Source organism: Aromatoleum toluvorans (genome assembly GCF_012910905.1).
Lineage (GTDB): Bacteria > Pseudomonadota > Gammaproteobacteria > Burkholderiales > Rhodocyclaceae > Aromatoleum > Aromatoleum toluvorans.
The window spans coordinates 14,355-29,461 of sequence record NZ_WTVN01000033.1 but is presented as its reverse complement, the minus strand read 5'-3'; the positions used below and the strand labels follow the sequence as shown (position 1 = coordinate 29,461).

Here is a 15,107-nt window from a genome sequence, read left to right as displayed (position 1 = left end):
ACCTTCACGAGAGCCACATGAAACTTCGCGCCTGGACGCGGGCAGCAGGAACCGTTTTCATCCTCGGACTCGGCTTTGCGCTGGGCGGGTGCGGCAATTTTCCGACGCGACCGGAAACTCCCGCCTCGTACGACCTCGGGCTTGCCGAAGCGGTTGCGCCGGGTCCGGCCGTCGTGCCGGCGAAGCTCGAAGTGCGCGCGCCGTCCTGGCTCGCGACCTCGGCGATGCAGTATCGGCTGGACTACCGCCAGCCGGCCCGGCGCCAGGCTTATGCCGAAAGCCGCTGGGCGGCGGCACCTGCGGAGCTTCTCGAGCGGCGCCTGCTGCAGGCTTTTTCCATGCCGCCGTCGGCCGCCGCCGGATGTCGCCTGCGCCTGGATCTCGACGAGTTTGCGCAGGTGTTCGACTCGGCGGAAGGGAGCAGGGCGGTCATCGTCGCACGCGCCGAGCTCCTGTCGCCGCGCGGCGAGAACGTGCTGGCGAGGCGGGCGTTCGACCTGCGCGAGCCTGCGCCCAGCCCCGATGCGAGGGGCGGTGTCGTCGCCTTCCGCAAGGCGGGGGACCGGCTGACGAGGGAAATCGCGAACTGGCTCGCAAGCGCCGATTCGAGCACGGCGGAGGTTCACGCGGCCTGCCGCCGCTAGGCCGTCGCGCCGCTTCCGGCAGTCCGCTCGCCCCGCGGATGGGGCAAAATCGGATTTTCAGCACATACAAAACGATCTCGGGAGAAATGACCATGAGCGCATTGCCGCAGCAATCCGACCACGCACCGCTCCTGCTGCGCCGCGATGAAGGGGGCGTGGCCTGGCTCACCCTCAATCGTCCCGGACAGTTCAACTCCCTCTCGCGCGCGATGCTCGAAGCACTGATCGCCGAGGTCGACGCGATCGCCCGGGACGGCAGCGTGCGCGTCGTCGTGCTGGCGGGCGAGGGCAAGGCCTTCTGCGCCGGGCACGACCTGAAGGAAATGCGCGGCAACCACACCCTGCAGTTCCAGCAGGACCTCTTCCGCCTCTGTGGCAAGTTCATGGTCAAGCTCACCGAGCTGCCGCAGCCCGTCATCGCCCGTGTCCACGGTATCGCGACCGCGGCCGGCTGCCAGCTGGTGTCGATGTGCGACCTCGCCGTCGCCGCGGACGTTGCGCGTTTTGCGGTTTCCGGCATCAACGTCGGCCTCTTCTGCGCGACCCCGAGCGTGGGGCTGTCGCGCAACATGGGACGCAAGGAAGCGTTCGAGATGCTCGTCACCGGCGATTTCATCGACGCCGCGGAAGCGCAGCGCCGCGGGCTCGTGAATCGGGTCGTGCCGCTCGATGAGCTCGACGCCGAAATCGCGAAGCTCGCCGCCGCGATCTGCGCCAAGTCGCCACTCGCGATCCGCATGGGCAAGCAGATGTTCTACCGCCAACTCGAGATGGGCATGGAGGCCGCGTACCAGATGGCCGCGGAAACCATGGCGTGCAACATGATGAGCGAGGACGCCGCCGAGGGCATCGACGCCTTCATCGCCAAGCGCAAGCCGGAGTGGCGCGGCCGCTGAGCGCATCGGGGCGGGGCCGGTGAGCCCTGCCCGACCAGCCGGTGCCCGGACGATGCTCGTCGATACGCACATCCACCTGGATGCCGCCGAGTTCGATGGCGACCGCGCCGCGGTCCTGGCGGCCGCGCGTACGGCGGGCGTTGGCGGCTTCGTCGTGCCGGCCGTCGACGCTGCCGGCTTCGACCGGGTGGCCGCGCTGTCGGCTGCCAATCCGGACATCGTCCATGCCTTCGGGATCCATCCGCTGTACGTCGACAATGCCGACCTGGACGATCTCGGCATCCTCGAAGAGCGCCTCGCAAACGGGCGTGCGATTGCCGTGGGAGAGATCGGCCTCGACTTCTTCGTGCCCGATCTCGACCGGGCCCGGCAGGAACTGTTCTTCGTCGAACAGCTGAAGCTCGCCCGCCGATCCGGACTGCCCGTGATCCTGCACGTCCGTCGCGCCGTGGACGACATCCTCAAGCACTTGCGCCGCATCGAAGTTCCGGGCGGCATCGCGCATGCCTTCAACGGCAGCCGTCAGCAGGCCGACGTCTTCGCCGCGCTGGGGTTCAAGCTGGGATTCGGCGGAGCGATGACGTTCGACGGCTCCCGCCGCATCCGCACGCTCGCAGCCACCCTGCCGCTGGAGTCGATCGTGCTCGAAACGGACGCGCCGGACATCCCGCCGGCCTGGGCACAGGGCGGGCGCAACGAGCCGGCGAACATCGCACGCTTTGCGCACGTCCTGGCCGAGCTCCGTGCCACGCCTTATCCGGAGATCGTCGCCGCGACCAGCCGCAACGCCCGCGCGATCTTTCCCGCGCTGCCGCCGGGATGACCGGCGCGTCGCGCGATCCGTCTCAGGAGGCGGCTGTCGCAGCCTTCAGCTTCATGCTGGCCGACTGCGCGATGAGGTCTGCGATATCCCGCTTCAGGCGCGCGACGTCGCTGTCGAACTTGTCGTAGATCATCAGCGAGATCCCGAACACGTAGGCGTAGAGCAGCATGCAGCGGCTCGACGCCTCCTCCATCGGCACGCCGCAGGCGAGGAAGAGATCACGCGCGCAACGCAGGCGGATGTCGTCCACTTCGGCGACGATCGCCGCCGCATCGGGGTCGCGCCGTGCCCAGTCGCGCACCGCGAGTTCGATCAGCGCACCGCGCCGGCTGCGGCTGGTGCTGTAGACGTCGATGACGTGATAGATCTGCTCCAGCTCGCGGCCCGGCTGGGCGCGCGTCTGCTTGACGATGTCGCGGATGCGCCCGTCCTTCCACACCTGGAGGACGGCCAGCAGCAGGTCGCGGCGATCCTGAAAATGCCAATAGAAACTGCCCTTGGTGACTTTCAGGCGTTTTGCGAGCACTTCGACCCGCAGGCCGGCAATCCCTTCCTCGGCGAGGACCTCCGTGGCGGCACTCACCCAGGCATTGCGGTCGAGCTGGACGCGCGGTTTTGAGAGCTTGTTTTCCATACGACCTAGTATTGACTAAAGGGTGACCATACGGTACCGTATGCACTCCATACCGGAGCGTATGGAACGATTTTTTTGGTCGGCGGTCAAGTGTCCATCGTATCAGCGTATTTTTCGCGGTGCGGCGGTGAGATAATTCCCTTCCCACAATTCGACCGACCCAAACACGCAAAGGAGCGCGGCATTGAAGATCCTGGTACCCGTCAAACGCGTAGTCGATTACAACGTCAAGGTGCGAGTGAAGGCAGACGGCACGGGCGTTGATATTGCGAACGTGAAGATGTCGATGAACCCCTTCGACGAGATTGCAGTGGAAGAGGCCGTGCGCCTGAAGGAAGCGGGCGTGGCGAGCGAAGTCGTCGCGGTGAGCTGCGGTGTCGCGGCCTGCCAGGAGACGATCCGCGCCGCGATGGCGATCGGTGCCGACCGCGGCATCCTGGTCGAGAGCGATGCCGAGCTGCAGCCGCTCGCCGTGGCGAAGCTGCTGAAGGCGCTGTGCGACAAGGAACAACCGACCGTCGTGATCTGCGGCAAGCAGGCGATCGACGACGATTCGAACCAGACCGGCCAGATGCTGGCGGCGCTGATGGGCTGGCCGCAGGCCACCTTCGCGTCGAAGGTCCAGCTCGGCGACGGCGTTGCGACCGTCACGCGCGAGATCGACGGCGGCCTCGAGACCGTCGAGACGAAGCTGCCGGCGGTCGTGACCACCGACCTGCGCCTCAACGAGCCGCGCTACGCGACGCTCCCGAACATCATGAAGGCGAAGAAGAAGCCGCTCGACACCGTGAAGCCCGCGGACCTCGGCGTCGATGTCGCGCCGCGCCTGGCGACGCTGAAAGTCGCCGAGCCGCCCAAGCGCAGCGCCGGCGTGCGCGTCGCGGACGTCGCGCAACTCGTCGACAAGCTCAAGAACGAAGCGAAGGTGATCTGAACATGGCGATCCTGGTTATTGCAGAACACGACAACGCGAGCCTGAAGGCCGCCACCCTCAACACCGTCTCGGCCGCCGCCAAGCTCGGCGGCGAGATCCACGTGCTGGTCGCCGGCGCCAACTGCGCCGCCGCGGCCGCGGAAGCGGCCAAAGTCGCCGGCGTCGCCAAGGTGCGCGTGGCCGATGCCGCCCACTACGAGTCGCAGACCGCCGAGAACCTCGCGGCGCTGGTCGTCGCCAACGCTGCTGGCTACACGCACATCCTCGCGCCGAGCACCGCCATCGGCAAGAACGTCGCCCCGCGCGTCGCCGCGCTGCTCGACGTCGCGCAGATCTCCGACATCGTCGCGGTGGAGTCGGCCGACACCTTCGTGCGTCCGATCTACGCCGGCAACGCGATGGCGACCGTGAAGTCGGCCGACGCCGTGAAGGTGCTGACCGTGCGCACGACCGCCTTCGAGGCGGCCGGTCAGGGCGGCGCGGCCGCCGTGGAAGCGGTCGCCGCCGGCGCCGATCTGGGCCTGACCTCCGTCAAGGGCCGCGAGCTCACGAAGAGCGCCCGTCCGGAACTCGGTGCCGCGAAGATCATCGTTTCGGGTGGCCGTGGTCTGGGCAACAGCGAGAACTACCACAAGCTCCTCGAGCCGCTCGCCGATGCCCTCGGTGCGGCGCTGGGTGCGTCGCGTGCCGCGGTCGATGCGGGCTACGTGCCGAACGACTACCAGGTCGGCCAGACCGGCAAGATCGTCGCGCCGCAGCTCTACATCGCGGTCGGTATCTCGGGCGCGATCCAGCACCTCGCCGGCATGAAGGACTCCAAGGTGATCGTCGCGATCAACAAGGATCCGGAAGCGCCGATCTTCCAGGTGGCGGATTACGGCCTGGTCGGCGACCTGTTCGAGGTCGTGCCGGAGTTGGCCAAAGCTGTCGGCTGAATGCTATAAAAATATAAAAAAGCTGTACGGAAAACTGCGCCCACCCGGGCGCAGTTTCACAATATAAACAGGTATCGGGAGAAGAACACATGAGCCATTACACTGCGCCGATCCGGGACATGCAGTTCGTCATGCGCGAACTGGCGGGACTGGACGAAGTCGCGAAGCTGCCCGGATGCGAGGAAGTTTCTCCGGATCTGGTCGACGCGATCCTCGACGAGGCGAACAAGTTCGCGAGCGAGGTCCTCGCCCCGCTGAACCGGACGGGCGATCAGGAAGGCGCCAAGTGGGACAACGGCAAGGTCACGACTGCTCCGGGCTGGAGGGACGCCTACAAGCAGTTCACCGAAGCCGGCTGGACCGCGGTCGCCTGCGAACCCGAATTCGGCGGCCAGGGTCTGCCGAAGCTGATCGCGACCGCAGTGATGGAAATGTGGAAAGCGGCCAACATGGCCTTCTCCCTGTGCCCGATGCTGACGAACGGGGCGATCGAGGCGATCACCCTTAGCGGCACCGACGAACAGAAAGCGGCCTACCTGCCCAAGATGGTGAGCGGCGAATGGACCGGCACCATGAACCTGACCGAGCCGCAGGCGGGCTCCGATCTGGCCGCCGTGCGCACGCGTGCCGAACCGCAGGGTGACGGCACGTACAGGATTTTCGGCCAGAAGATCTTCATCACCTACGGCGAGCACGACATGACGGACAACATCGTCCACCTCGTGCTGGCGCGCCTGCCGGATGCACCGGAAGGCGTGAAGGGCATCTCGCTCTTCGTCGTGCCCAAGTTCCTGCTCAACGCCGACGGCACGCCCGGCGCGCGCAACGACGTCCACTGCGTGTCCATCGAGCACAAGCTCGGCATCCACGCGAGCCCGACCTGCGTGCTCGCGTTCGGTGACAATGGCGGCGCGATCGGCACCCTCGTCGGCGAACCCAACCGTGGCCTCGAGTACATGTTCATCATGATGAACGAGGCCCGCTTCGCGGTCGGCATGGAAGGCGTGGCGCTTGCCGAGCGCGCCTACCAGCACGCGCTGGCCTACGCGAAGGACCGCATCCAGGGCACCGAGATGGGCGTGCGCGGCGGTCCGAAGGTCTCGATCATCCGTCACCCGGATGTGCGCCGCATGCTGATGTCGATGAAGTCGCAGACCGAGGCCATGCGTGCGCTGGCCTATGTCGTGGCGGCCGCGAACGACGCTGCCCACCGCTCCGCGGACGCCGCGGTGCGCGCCGAGAACCAGGCGTTCGTCGACCTCATGATTCCCGTGGTCAAGGGCTGGTCGACCGAGAACTCGATCGATGTCGCCTCCACCGGCGTGCAGGTGCATGGTGGCATGGGTTTCATCGAGGAAACCGGCGCGGCCCAGCATCTGCGCGATGCGCGCATCACGACGATCTACGAGGGCACGACGGCCATCCAGGCCAACGACCTGATCGGACGCAAGATCGCCCGCGAGGGCGGCGTCACGGTGAAGGCGCTGGCTGCCGAGATGCGTGGCGTCCTGGCGCAGCTGGCGGAGCAGCAGGGCGACGCCTTCGTGGCGATCCGCAAGTCCCTCGAGTCCGGCATCGCCGCCCTCGAATCGGCGGTCGAGTACATCGTTGCCACCTACGGCAAGGACATCAAGGCGGCTTCGGTCGGCTCGGTGCCGTTCCTGAAGCTGCTGGGCATCGTTTCCGGCGGCTGGCTCATGGCGCGCGCGGCGCTGGTGTCGGCCAGGCGGCTCGCCGAGGGTTCCGATGACGAGTTCTACAAGACGAAGCTCGTCACGGCACGCTTCTATGCCGACCACATCCTGTCGCAGGCCCCGGGGCTGTCCTACGCAGTCGTGAACGGTGCCGCCGGCGCGCTGGAGCTCGACGAAGCGCAGTTCTGACCACCACGACGGGGCGGCTCGCTGCCCCGTCTCTCCAGCGCTTTGGAAAGCAAAAGGGCCGCCCCGATGCGGGGCGGCCCTTTCATTTTGCGTGGTCCGAGACGCTTACTTGACGGTCGCTTTCGCGCGCAGGTCGGCGATGTGCTTCTCGATCTTCTGCTGCTGCAGGCGCTGCTCGAGTTGCGGTTTCACTTCGGCGAAGTCCGGCGCCTTCAGGTCGCGCACGTCGTCGAGCTGGATGACGTGGTAGCCGAAATCGCTCTTGACCGGCGTGTCGCTGTACTTGCCCTTCTCGAGCTTCACCATCGCTTCGGAGAACGGCTTCACGAACATGCCCGGGTTGCTCCAGCCGAGGTCGCCGCCATTGTCCTTCGAGCCCGGATCCTTGGACTGCTTGGCCAGCACGTCGAACTTCTCGCCGGCCTTCAGCTTGGCGATGATCGCCTTGGCTTCATCCTCGGTTTCGACCAGCACGTGACGGGGCTTGTATTCCTTCGCGCCCATCTTGCTCTTGACGCTGTCGTATTCCTTCTTGAGATCCGCCTCGCTGATCGGGTTTGCCTTCACGAAGTCCTGGATATAGGCGCGCAGCAGCACCGCCTGGCGGGCGAGATCCATTTGTGCCTGGATTTCGCCCTTCTTGTCGAGGCCTTTCTTGGAAGCTTCCTGGGCGAGGATCTCGCGGCGGATCAGCTCCTCGCGGACGGCGTCACGCAGCTGCTGGCTGTCGGGCGCACCCTGGGCGCGCTGCTCGTTGAACATCACCTCGGCTCGCGCAGCCGGGATTGCGGTGCCGTTCACGGTGGCGGTCGGCGCGGCCCCAGCGGCATGGGCCGCCTGGCCGATCAGTCCGGCCATGAGACAAAGGGCAAGACGGCTGGGAAAACGGATCATCAAAGTTCCTTCCTGGTGGGTTGAGTTTTGGCCTCTTCGGCCGTCAGGGCGAGAATGGCGAGAGCATGGATGCGGGTGCGCATCAGCTCGCCCAGTGCGCCATATATGAGTCGGTGGCGTGCCACCGTATTCTTGCCGATAAATGCGTCCGACACCATCGTCATGCGGTAGTGCCCGCCGCCTTTCGCGCCGGCGTGGCCGGCGTGCAGGGCGCTGTCGTCCTCGATTTCGAGTGAAAGCGGGTCGAGAACCGCGACGCGGTTCCTGATTTCGTCGATCACCGTCACGGCAGGACCTTCTTGTACGGGCGCACGCTCGTGCGGGCGAACACGCCGTTGATGACGTAGGGGTCGGCCGCGAGCCAGGTTTCCGCGTCCGCCTGGGACGCGAATTCGGCGATGACGAGGCTGCCGAAGAAGCCGGCCGGACCCGGATCGGGCGAATCGATCGCGGGCATCGGTCCCGCCACCAGCAGTCGGCCCTCGTCGCGGAGCGCTTCGAGGCGTGCGAGGTGCGCGGGGCGGACGGCCATGCGCGCGTCGAGCTTGCCGGGGGCGTCCTCGCCCATCAGCACGTATAACATCAGCTGGTTTCCTCCTGGATGTATTTGGAGAGGTAGAGGCCCTGTGCCAGCGCGAACAGCAGCATCAGGCCCATGCCGCCGAAGAGCTTGAAATTGACCCAGGCTTCTTCGGAAAAGTTGTAGGCCACGTACAGGTTGAGCGCGCCCATGCCCAGGAAGAACGCGGCCCACGCGTGGTTGAGGCGCGTCCACACGGGTTCGGGGAGCCGAACCTGGGCTTCGAGCATCTTGCGGATCAGGTTGCGGCGGAAGAGCAGCTCCGAGCCGGCGAGGGTGATGCCGAACAGCCAGTACAGCGCGGTCGGCTTCCACTTGATGAACGTGGGATTGTGGAAGAAGAGCGTCGCGCCTCCGAATACGACGATGATCCCGAGGCTGACCCACAGCATCGTGTCGACCTTGCGGTGCCGCAGCCACACCCATGCGATCTGGCCCGCGGTGGCAACAATCGCGACCGCCGTGGCGATGAGGATGGGAGCCTGGGTGGCTTCGATGCCGCCGCCGAGAATCCGGGTGGCAAGTTCGTGGGCCGCGGAGGGGTCGTGTCCGGCGAACTTGTAGGCGACGAAGAAAAGGATGACGGGAAGCAGGTCGAAAAGAATCTTCATGCGTCGGGATTATAGCCATTCGGCGCAGCGATCGGTTCTGCGCTACTCGCCGGCAGGATCGTCCGACGCCAGCAGGCGCGCGCGTCCGCGCCTCGCATCCTGGATCGGCAGGTGGATGATTGCGCGCAGGCCGCCGCCGTTGCGGGAACGCAGCTCGAGCCGCCCCTTGTGCGAGGCGACGATGCGTTCGACGATTGCAAGGCCCAGGCCCGCTCCCTTCGTGTTGGAGCGCGCCTCTTCGAGGCGGGTGAAGGGGTGGCGCATGCGGTCCATGTCGGCTTCGGGAATGCCGGGGCCGCGGTCCGCGACTTCGATCAGCGCTTCGCCCTCGCGGGCCGACACGATGAGGCTGATCGGGCTGTCCTCGCCGGCGTAGCGCACGGCATTGTCCATGAGATTGCGGATCGCGCGGCGCAGCGGCAGGGTGCGGACCGGTACCTCGAGATTTTTCGGGGCGTCCATGCGCACCTTGATTCCGCGCAGGCGGTAGGGTTCCGCGATGTCGGCGAGGAGGGCTGGCAGGTCTTCCATCTGGAGGGGCTCCTGCGGCTCGCCGCGGCCGAAATCGAGGAACTGGCCGATGATGCGGTCCATCTCCTCCACGTCGGCGACCATCGCGCGAACGTCCGTGTCGGGGGCCCCGGACATCTCGATTCCGAGCCGCAGGCGCGCGAGCGGCGTGCGCAGGTCGTGCGACACGCCGGCGAGAATGAGCGCACGGTCGGCGTCGGTGCGTGCAAGATCGCCGGCCATCTGGTTGAAGGCCTTGGCAACGGTCGCGATTTCCAGTGGTCCTTTTTCCGGCAGATGCGGCGGGGTTCGTCCGCTGCCGACGACGCGCGCGGCCCGAGCGAGGTTGTGCAGCGGCACGCCGATCCGCGACACGATCATGTAGGCGCCGATCAGCGCTGCGAGAAGCGCGCCGCCTCCCCAGACGAGCCATTCCAGCGCGCCCGTCTGTTCGATGCGTTCGGACGGCAGCATGAGCCAGAAATCCTGCTCGTCGTCGGGATCGAGCCTGAAGCTCACCCAGAAACCGTCGAGGGTCTTCCAGCGCGAGGCGAAGCGGGTATGCGTTCCGAGCTGGCGGCGCACTTCGTCGGTCAGCAGCTTCATCGCGCGCGTGTCGGGCAACGGTTCCAGCTCGTCGCTGGCCTCGGCCGGATAGATGCGCATGCCCTCCAGCGCCGCCAGCTCGATCAGCAGCTCGGTGCGCCGTTCCGTTTCCGAGTTGATGAGGGCGGTGCGCGTGAGGTTCACGACGCTTGCGACCATCTGGGCGAGGTTGCGGGCGCGGGCCGGCTCCTCGAAGTGGCGGAAGATCTGTGACCACGTCGCGAGTGCGAGCGTGAGGAGCAGCGCAATGAGGAAGAAGGTCTGCCACAGAAGCGTCCGCGGCAGGAAGTGCGACAGGCTTGCTACGCGCCACGCCGAGGGGCGTGGCGCCGGCTCCTCGGCGAGTGCCGCGGACAACTCAGCCTTCACTGGCGGGCTTCGATTCATCCGGGACGAACACGTAACCGAAGCCCCACACGGTCTGGATGTAGCGTGGCTTCGCGGGATCCTCTTCGACCAGCTTGCGCAGTCGGCTCACCTGCACGTCGATGGCGCGATCGAAGACCCCGTACTCGCGACCCCGTGCCAGCTCCATCAGCTTGTCGCGCGACAGGGGTTGGCGCGGATGCTGGAGGAGGACCTTCAGAAGGGAAAACTCGCCGGTGGTGAGCGAGATCTCTTCGCCGTCGCGGGTGAGCGAACGCACGCCGAGATTCACCTGCACGTTGCCGAACTTGACGACCTCGTCCTCGATGGTCGGGGCGCCGGGCAGGGTGGGCGGCTGGCGGCGCATCACTGCATGGATGCGGGCAACCAGTTCGCGGGGGTTGAAGGGTTTGGCGAGGTAGTCGTCGGCACCCATCTCGAGACCGATGATGCGGTCGACGTCGTCGCCCTTGGCGGTGAGCATGATGATGGGGATGGCATTCTGGTCGGCACGCAGGCGGCGGCAGATGGCAAGGCCGTCTTCGCCCGGCAGCATCAGGTCGAGCACCATCACGTCGTAATGTTCGCGGTGGAGGGCGCGATCCATGGACGGGGCATCCACGACCGCCTTGACGGTGAACCCCTGCTCCTGCAGGTAACGCGACAACAATTCGCGCAGCCGCGCATCGTCGTCGACCAGCAATACTCGATATCGGATTTTTGTGTTCATGGGGCGAATCCTATCCGGTTACATTTTGGCCTGCCAGCACCGCATTCGTTCATTCGCGCGCAACGGGTAACGTTTCGTAAGGGCTTGGGATATACGCAACACGCCCTTACACGTTGCCATCTAAATCTTCGCCTGTCAGTGTCGAAATTGCCAATATGAAGGTATGTTCTCATCGTCCGAACCTTGGGTTGATTCCGCCCGCAGTGATCATGGCAAATCGCGATTCGTTCTTCTTCACGGCAGGTTGCCCGCACGACGGGGAGCGGCGGGACTGTCCGCCCCGGCGGCGGTCCGCGGGGACCGTCCTGGCGATGCTGTTTGTGTGTGCGTCGACACTCGCAGCGGGTAGCGGGTTCGCGCGCGAGAGCGCCTTGTCCGTGCCGGCGTCCAATGAAAGCGTGACGGCGCCTGCGTACGGGAATGCCAGGGACCAGCGGCGGGCCGAACTCCGCCGTGCGCTCATGAACAGTTCCGAGGTTTCGCGTCCGGCAGCGCAGGAGCGCCGGCGGCTTTCGCGCGAGCAGCGTGAAACGCTGCACCGCGAGTTGCGCGAGGCAATGCGCGACGCGGAACGACCCCGCAGCGTGACGGAACGCTGAGGGCGCGCCAGCCGCGGCCGGATTCTCGATTCGCTGCGCACGCGGGCCGCTGCCGGTAAAATGGGCGGCTTATGAAAATCCTCTCGATCGAGACCTCGTGCGAGCACGCGAGTGTCGCCCTGCTGATCGACGGCGAGACCGTCGAACGTCGCCTTGAAGGGCATTCGAACCATTCCGAGCGCCTGCTGCCCACCCTGAAGACCCTGCTTGCCGAGGCCGGCCTTGCGCTCGTTGCGCTGGACGCGATCGCGTTCGGTGCGGGCCCCGGGGCATTCACCGGCCTGCGCCTCGCATGCGGCGTGACCCAGGGGCTGGCGATGGGCGCCGACCTGGGCGTGGCGCCGGTGTGCAGCCTGGAAGCCCTGGCGCTGCAGGGAGCGGGGGATTCGATCTATGTCGCCACCGACGCGCGCATGGGGGAAGTGTATTCCGCTGCGTATCGCATGCGGGACGGCTTTCCGTTGGAAGTGGTGCCGCCGGGATGCTGTGCGCCGGAACTGATGACGCTGCCCGCGGAAGGCAAGTGGTTCGGAATCGGTTCGGCGTTTGCCGCCTATGGGGATCGTATCCCGCCTGCCGTGCTCGAGGGGCTCGAGGCCGCGGAACGCGATGCGGTGCCGCGCGCGGCGGACGTCGCACTGCTGGGCGCGCGTCTGGCGCGCGACGGCGGGCTGGTGGCGGCCGAACTGGCCGCCCCGCTGTATGTGCGCGACAAGGTGGCCCTCACGACAGCGGAACGCCTGGCGCGCGGAGGGCGGGCGTGACGGGATTCAGTTTTGCGCCCATGTCGGAGGCCGATCTGCCCTGGGTCGTCGAGAACGAACGCGAACTGCATGCCTTCCCGTGGAGCGCGGGAAACTTCACCGATTCGCTGCGCGCCGGCTACAGCTGCTGGGTCATGCGGAACGGCACGGGACCCGTTGCCTATGCCGTGATGCTGACGGTGATCGACGAGGCCCACCTGCTCAACATCAGCGTCGCGCGTGCGGCGCAGCGCCGCGGCATCGGCAGCGTGCTGCTGGATTACCTCTTCGCCGAGGCCCGGCGAGTGGGGGCGAAGCAGTTCTTCCTCGAGGTACGGCCGACGAATGCGCCGGCGCTGGCCTTGTATGAAGGGCACGGTTTTGCGGCCGTGGGGCGGCGGAAGAACTACTATCCTGCGCCGGAAGGGCAGCGCGAGGATGCGATCGTGATGAGGCGCGAGTTGTGAGCCGGGTACGGCGGGATGCCGTGCTGCGCGAGATGGGGCTCGCCCCCATCTGGCGCCTGCGTACGGCCGGTGCCGTCGACGACCTCGCCGGCATGACACCGGGCGAGGAAGCGGTGGATGTGGCCGCGGCAACCGTTGCGCCGCCGCCCTTGCCGGCACCTGCCGCCCCCGAAGCGCGTGCTGCGCGCGCCGCCGTGCCCGCCGCCGATCGACTTCCCGTTGCCAGGGCGCCGGCGAATCCGCCCGCGGTATCTGCCCCCCTAGCGGGGGGCGATGCGGGGCGGGCCGGGCGCATCGCCCGGATGGATTGGGACGAGCTGGAAGCCGATATCCGCGCGTGCGGGGCGTGCCGCTTGTGCGAGAAGCGCAGGCAGGCCGTTCCGGGCGTCGGGGATCGGCGCGCGGACTGGATGTTCGTGGGGGAGGGGCCGGGTTCCGAGGAGGATCAGCGCGGGGAGCCCTTCGTCGGCGCCGCCGGCAAGCTGCTCGACGCGATGCTGGGTGCGATCGGCCTGAAGCGGGGCGAGAACGTGTATATCGCGAACGCGGTGAAGTGCCGGCCGCCGCACAACCGCACGCCGCAGGCGGACGAGATCGCGACCTGCCATCCGTATCTCGCACGCCAGATCGAGCTGGTGCAGCCGCGTGTGCTGATCGCGCTCGGCCGCCCGGCCGCGCTTGCACTGCTGGATGCCGAAATCAGCATCGGGGCGTCGCGCGGACGCGTCTTCCATCGCGGCGAAACGCCGGTGGTCGTGACTTATCATCCCGCCTATCTGCTCAGGAATCAGGCCGACAAGGCCAAGGCGTGGGAGGACCTGTGCTTCGCGCGCCGCGTGATGCGCGAGGCCGGAGAAAAGGCTTGAGCCGGGCTTGAGCGGGTCCCGGGTGCGCCGGCGCGGTGAGGCCGCCGGCGTTCAGTGCGCGTGCTCGTCGAGCAGTGCGACGGAGTCCACTTCGCGCTGATTCATGTTGTGCCGGCGCAGCACGAGATACATCGTGCCGGCGACGAACAGGCCGAACATGATGATGACGACATTGATCGACAGGTTGGACGTGATCAGCAGCGCATAGACGCCGGTCATGATCAGGATCGACAGGTTCTCGTTGAAGTTCTGCACGGCGATCGAGTGGCCCGCCCCCATGAGGATGTGGCCGCGATGCTGCAGCAGGGCGTTCATCGGGACGACAAAGAAGCCTGCCAGTCCGCCGACCACCACCATCAGCACCATCGCGAGCGGCGGCTGGGTGACGGCGACCATCACCAGGACGACGAGCCCCATCGCGATGCCCAGCGGAATGACCTGAACGGAGCGGCGCAGGCTGACCATGCGCGCGGCAAGGACTGCGCCGAGCGCGACACCGAGCGCGACCACTCCCTGCATCATCGATGCCTTCGAAAGGTCGAAGCCCAGGTTGTGTTCCGCCCACTTGATCACGATGAACTGGAGCGTGGCGCCGGCGCCCCAGAAGAGCGTCGTGACGGCGAGGGAGATCTGGCCGAGCTTGTCCCGCCACAGCAGCTTCATGCAGTGCGTGAAGTCGTGGATCAGGTAGACGGGGTTGTTCTTGAGCGGCTTGTGGTCGACGCCGGTGTCGGGGATGCGCAGATTGAACGCCGCGGCGGCGAGATAGAGGAGTCCGACGATGGCGATGGTGGCGTGCAGGGGGCTGGATTGCACCATGGGCAGGCCGAGGTCGACGATCCAGTTGCCGATGTCGGGGCGGATCAGGACGCCGCCGATGACCGTCCCGAGGATGATGGCACCGACCGTGAGGCCTTCGATCCAGCCGTTGGCGACCACCAGTTGGCGGTGGGGCAGGTACTCGGTGAGGATGCCGTACTTGGCGGGAGAATAGGCGGCGGCACCGAGACCGATGACGGCGTAGGCGAAAAGCGGGTGCGCGCCGAGCAGCAGCATGAGGCAGCCGCCGATCTTGATGGTGTTGCTGATGAACATCACGCGCCACTTGGGCATCGAGTCGGCGAACGCGCCGACGAAGGCGGCCAGCGCGACGTAGGACACGGTGAAGAACAGTTTCAGGAGCGGCTCGTACGTCGGCGGGGCGGACATCTCGCGCAGCAGCGCGATGGCAATGATCAACAGCGCATTGTCGGCCAGCGCAGAGAAGAACTGCGCCGCCATGATGATGTAGAAGCCGAGCGGCATCGGTGGGAGACGGCCGTCTGAAAGGGTGAAGCGCGGTTTATATCACGACAACTGTGCGTTTGTTGTGATTTGGCTCATTGC

Annotated in this window: 18 protein-coding genes; 10 read left to right on the top strand and 8 right to left on the bottom strand. The window is 66.5% G+C overall.

Annotated elements, in window-relative coordinates:
* The first annotated feature begins 17 nt into the window (after nucleotides 1-17).
* The 3 genes from GPA22_RS18050 to GPA22_RS18040 all read left to right on the top strand — a co-directional run bounded on the left by GPA22_RS18050 (nucleotide 18) and on the right by GPA22_RS18040 (nucleotide 2,363).
* A complete protein-coding gene (locus GPA22_RS18050; RefSeq protein ID WP_169257447.1) occupies nucleotides 18-644 on the top strand; it encodes an ABC-type transport auxiliary lipoprotein family protein in 627 nt (208 codons plus the stop codon).
* A gap of 92 nt (nucleotides 645-736) precedes the next feature.
* Entirely contained in the window at nucleotides 737-1,540 is an 804-nt protein-coding gene (locus tag GPA22_RS18045) for an enoyl-CoA hydratase (RefSeq protein ID WP_169257446.1), read from the top strand.
* A gap of 52 nt (nucleotides 1,541-1,592) precedes the next feature.
* Nucleotides 1,593-2,363, top strand: coding sequence for a TatD family hydrolase (locus tag GPA22_RS18040; protein WP_169257445.1), 771 nt, complete (start codon nucleotides 1,593-1,595; stop codon nucleotides 2,361-2,363).
* 22 nt (nucleotides 2,364-2,385) lie between these two features.
* Here the strand turns inward: GPA22_RS18040 and GPA22_RS18035 are convergent, their stop codons facing one another.
* Nucleotides 2,386-2,997, bottom strand: coding sequence for a TetR/AcrR family transcriptional regulator (locus GPA22_RS18035; RefSeq protein WP_121429050.1), 612 nt, complete (start codon nucleotides 2,995-2,997; stop codon nucleotides 2,386-2,388).
* Between the two features lie 184 nt (nucleotides 2,998-3,181).
* Here GPA22_RS18035 and GPA22_RS18030 point away from each other — a divergent pair, with 184 nt between their 5' ends.
* From GPA22_RS18030 to GPA22_RS18020, 3 genes are all read left to right on the top strand, one after another.
* Entirely contained in the window at nucleotides 3,182-3,931 is a 750-nt protein-coding gene (locus GPA22_RS18030; protein WP_169257444.1) for an electron transfer flavoprotein subunit beta/FixA family protein, read from the top strand.
* Between the two features lie 2 nt (nucleotides 3,932-3,933).
* Complete coding sequence (locus GPA22_RS18025) at nucleotides 3,934-4,866, top strand: electron transfer flavoprotein subunit alpha/FixB family protein (RefSeq protein WP_169257443.1); 933 nt, start codon at nucleotides 3,934-3,936, stop codon at nucleotides 4,864-4,866.
* 89 nt (nucleotides 4,867-4,955) lie between these two features.
* Nucleotides 4,956-6,749 carry an acyl-CoA dehydrogenase gene (locus GPA22_RS18020; RefSeq protein ID WP_169257442.1) on the top strand — a complete coding sequence of 598 codons (1,794 nt, stop codon included), beginning with the start codon at nucleotides 4,956-4,958 and terminating at the stop codon, nucleotides 6,747-6,749.
* A gap of 105 nt (nucleotides 6,750-6,854) precedes the next feature.
* Here GPA22_RS18020 and GPA22_RS18015 read toward each other — a convergent pair whose 3' ends face one another.
* The 6 genes from GPA22_RS18015 to ompR form a co-directional block, all read right to left on the bottom strand.
* Complete coding sequence (locus tag GPA22_RS18015) at nucleotides 6,855-7,643, bottom strand: peptidylprolyl isomerase (RefSeq protein WP_169257441.1); 789 nt, start codon at nucleotides 7,641-7,643, stop codon at nucleotides 6,855-6,857.
* Nucleotides 7,643-7,930, bottom strand: a complete 288-nt coding sequence (locus tag GPA22_RS18010; RefSeq protein ID WP_169257440.1) for a BolA/IbaG family iron-sulfur metabolism protein — start codon at nucleotides 7,928-7,930, stop codon at nucleotides 7,643-7,645. Before GPA22_RS18010 ends, GPA22_RS18015 begins: the two co-directional genes overlap by 1 nt.
* Nucleotides 7,927-8,226 carry a YciI family protein gene (locus GPA22_RS18005; RefSeq protein WP_169257439.1) on the bottom strand — a complete coding sequence of 100 codons (300 nt, stop codon included), beginning with the start codon at nucleotides 8,224-8,226 and terminating at the stop codon, nucleotides 7,927-7,929. Before GPA22_RS18005 ends, GPA22_RS18010 begins: the two co-directional genes overlap by 4 nt.
* Nucleotides 8,226-8,834: a septation protein A gene (locus tag GPA22_RS18000; RefSeq protein WP_169257438.1), complete on the bottom strand. Its 609-nt coding sequence runs from the start codon at nucleotides 8,832-8,834 to the stop codon at nucleotides 8,226-8,228. Before GPA22_RS18000 ends, GPA22_RS18005 begins: the two co-directional genes overlap by 1 nt.
* A 42-nt stretch (nucleotides 8,835-8,876) precedes the next feature.
* Nucleotides 8,877-10,247: an ATP-binding protein gene (locus GPA22_RS17995; RefSeq protein ID WP_246264500.1), complete on the bottom strand. Its 1,371-nt coding sequence runs from the start codon at nucleotides 10,245-10,247 to the stop codon at nucleotides 8,877-8,879.
* A gap of 61 nt (nucleotides 10,248-10,308) precedes the next feature.
* Nucleotides 10,309-11,046, bottom strand: a complete 738-nt coding sequence (ompR, locus tag GPA22_RS17990) for an osmolarity response regulator transcription factor OmpR (RefSeq protein WP_121429041.1) — start codon at nucleotides 11,044-11,046, stop codon at nucleotides 10,309-10,311.
* A gap of 209 nt (nucleotides 11,047-11,255) precedes the next feature.
* Between ompR and GPA22_RS17985 the strand changes: the two genes are divergently transcribed.
* From GPA22_RS17985 to GPA22_RS17970, 4 genes are all read left to right on the top strand, one after another.
* Nucleotides 11,256-11,645, top strand: a complete 390-nt coding sequence (locus GPA22_RS17985; protein WP_169257436.1) for a hypothetical protein — start codon at nucleotides 11,256-11,258, stop codon at nucleotides 11,643-11,645.
* Nucleotides 11,646-11,716: 71 nt separating this feature from the next.
* Nucleotides 11,717-12,409: a tRNA (adenosine(37)-N6)-threonylcarbamoyltransferase complex dimerization subunit type 1 TsaB gene (gene tsaB, locus GPA22_RS17980; RefSeq protein ID WP_169257435.1), complete on the top strand. Its 693-nt coding sequence runs from the start codon at nucleotides 11,717-11,719 to the stop codon at nucleotides 12,407-12,409.
* A gap of 20 nt (nucleotides 12,410-12,429) precedes the next feature.
* Nucleotides 12,430-12,855: a ribosomal protein S18-alanine N-acetyltransferase gene (gene rimI, locus GPA22_RS17975; RefSeq protein WP_211169208.1), complete on the top strand. Its 426-nt coding sequence runs from the start codon at nucleotides 12,430-12,432 to the stop codon at nucleotides 12,853-12,855.
* A 32-nt stretch (nucleotides 12,856-12,887) separates the two neighbouring features.
* The gene (locus GPA22_RS17970; protein ID WP_169257471.1) at nucleotides 12,888-13,721 is read left to right on the top strand and encodes a uracil-DNA glycosylase; all 834 of its coding nucleotides are present in this window, start codon (nucleotides 12,888-12,890) and stop codon (nucleotides 13,719-13,721) included.
* Between the two features lie 51 nt (nucleotides 13,722-13,772).
* On the opposite strand, the gene lplT is transcribed toward GPA22_RS17970, so the two are convergent.
* Nucleotides 13,773-15,026: a lysophospholipid transporter LplT gene (gene lplT, locus GPA22_RS17965; RefSeq protein ID WP_169257433.1), complete on the bottom strand. Its 1,254-nt coding sequence runs from the start codon at nucleotides 15,024-15,026 to the stop codon at nucleotides 13,773-13,775.
* Nucleotides 15,027-15,107 lie beyond the last annotated feature (81 nt).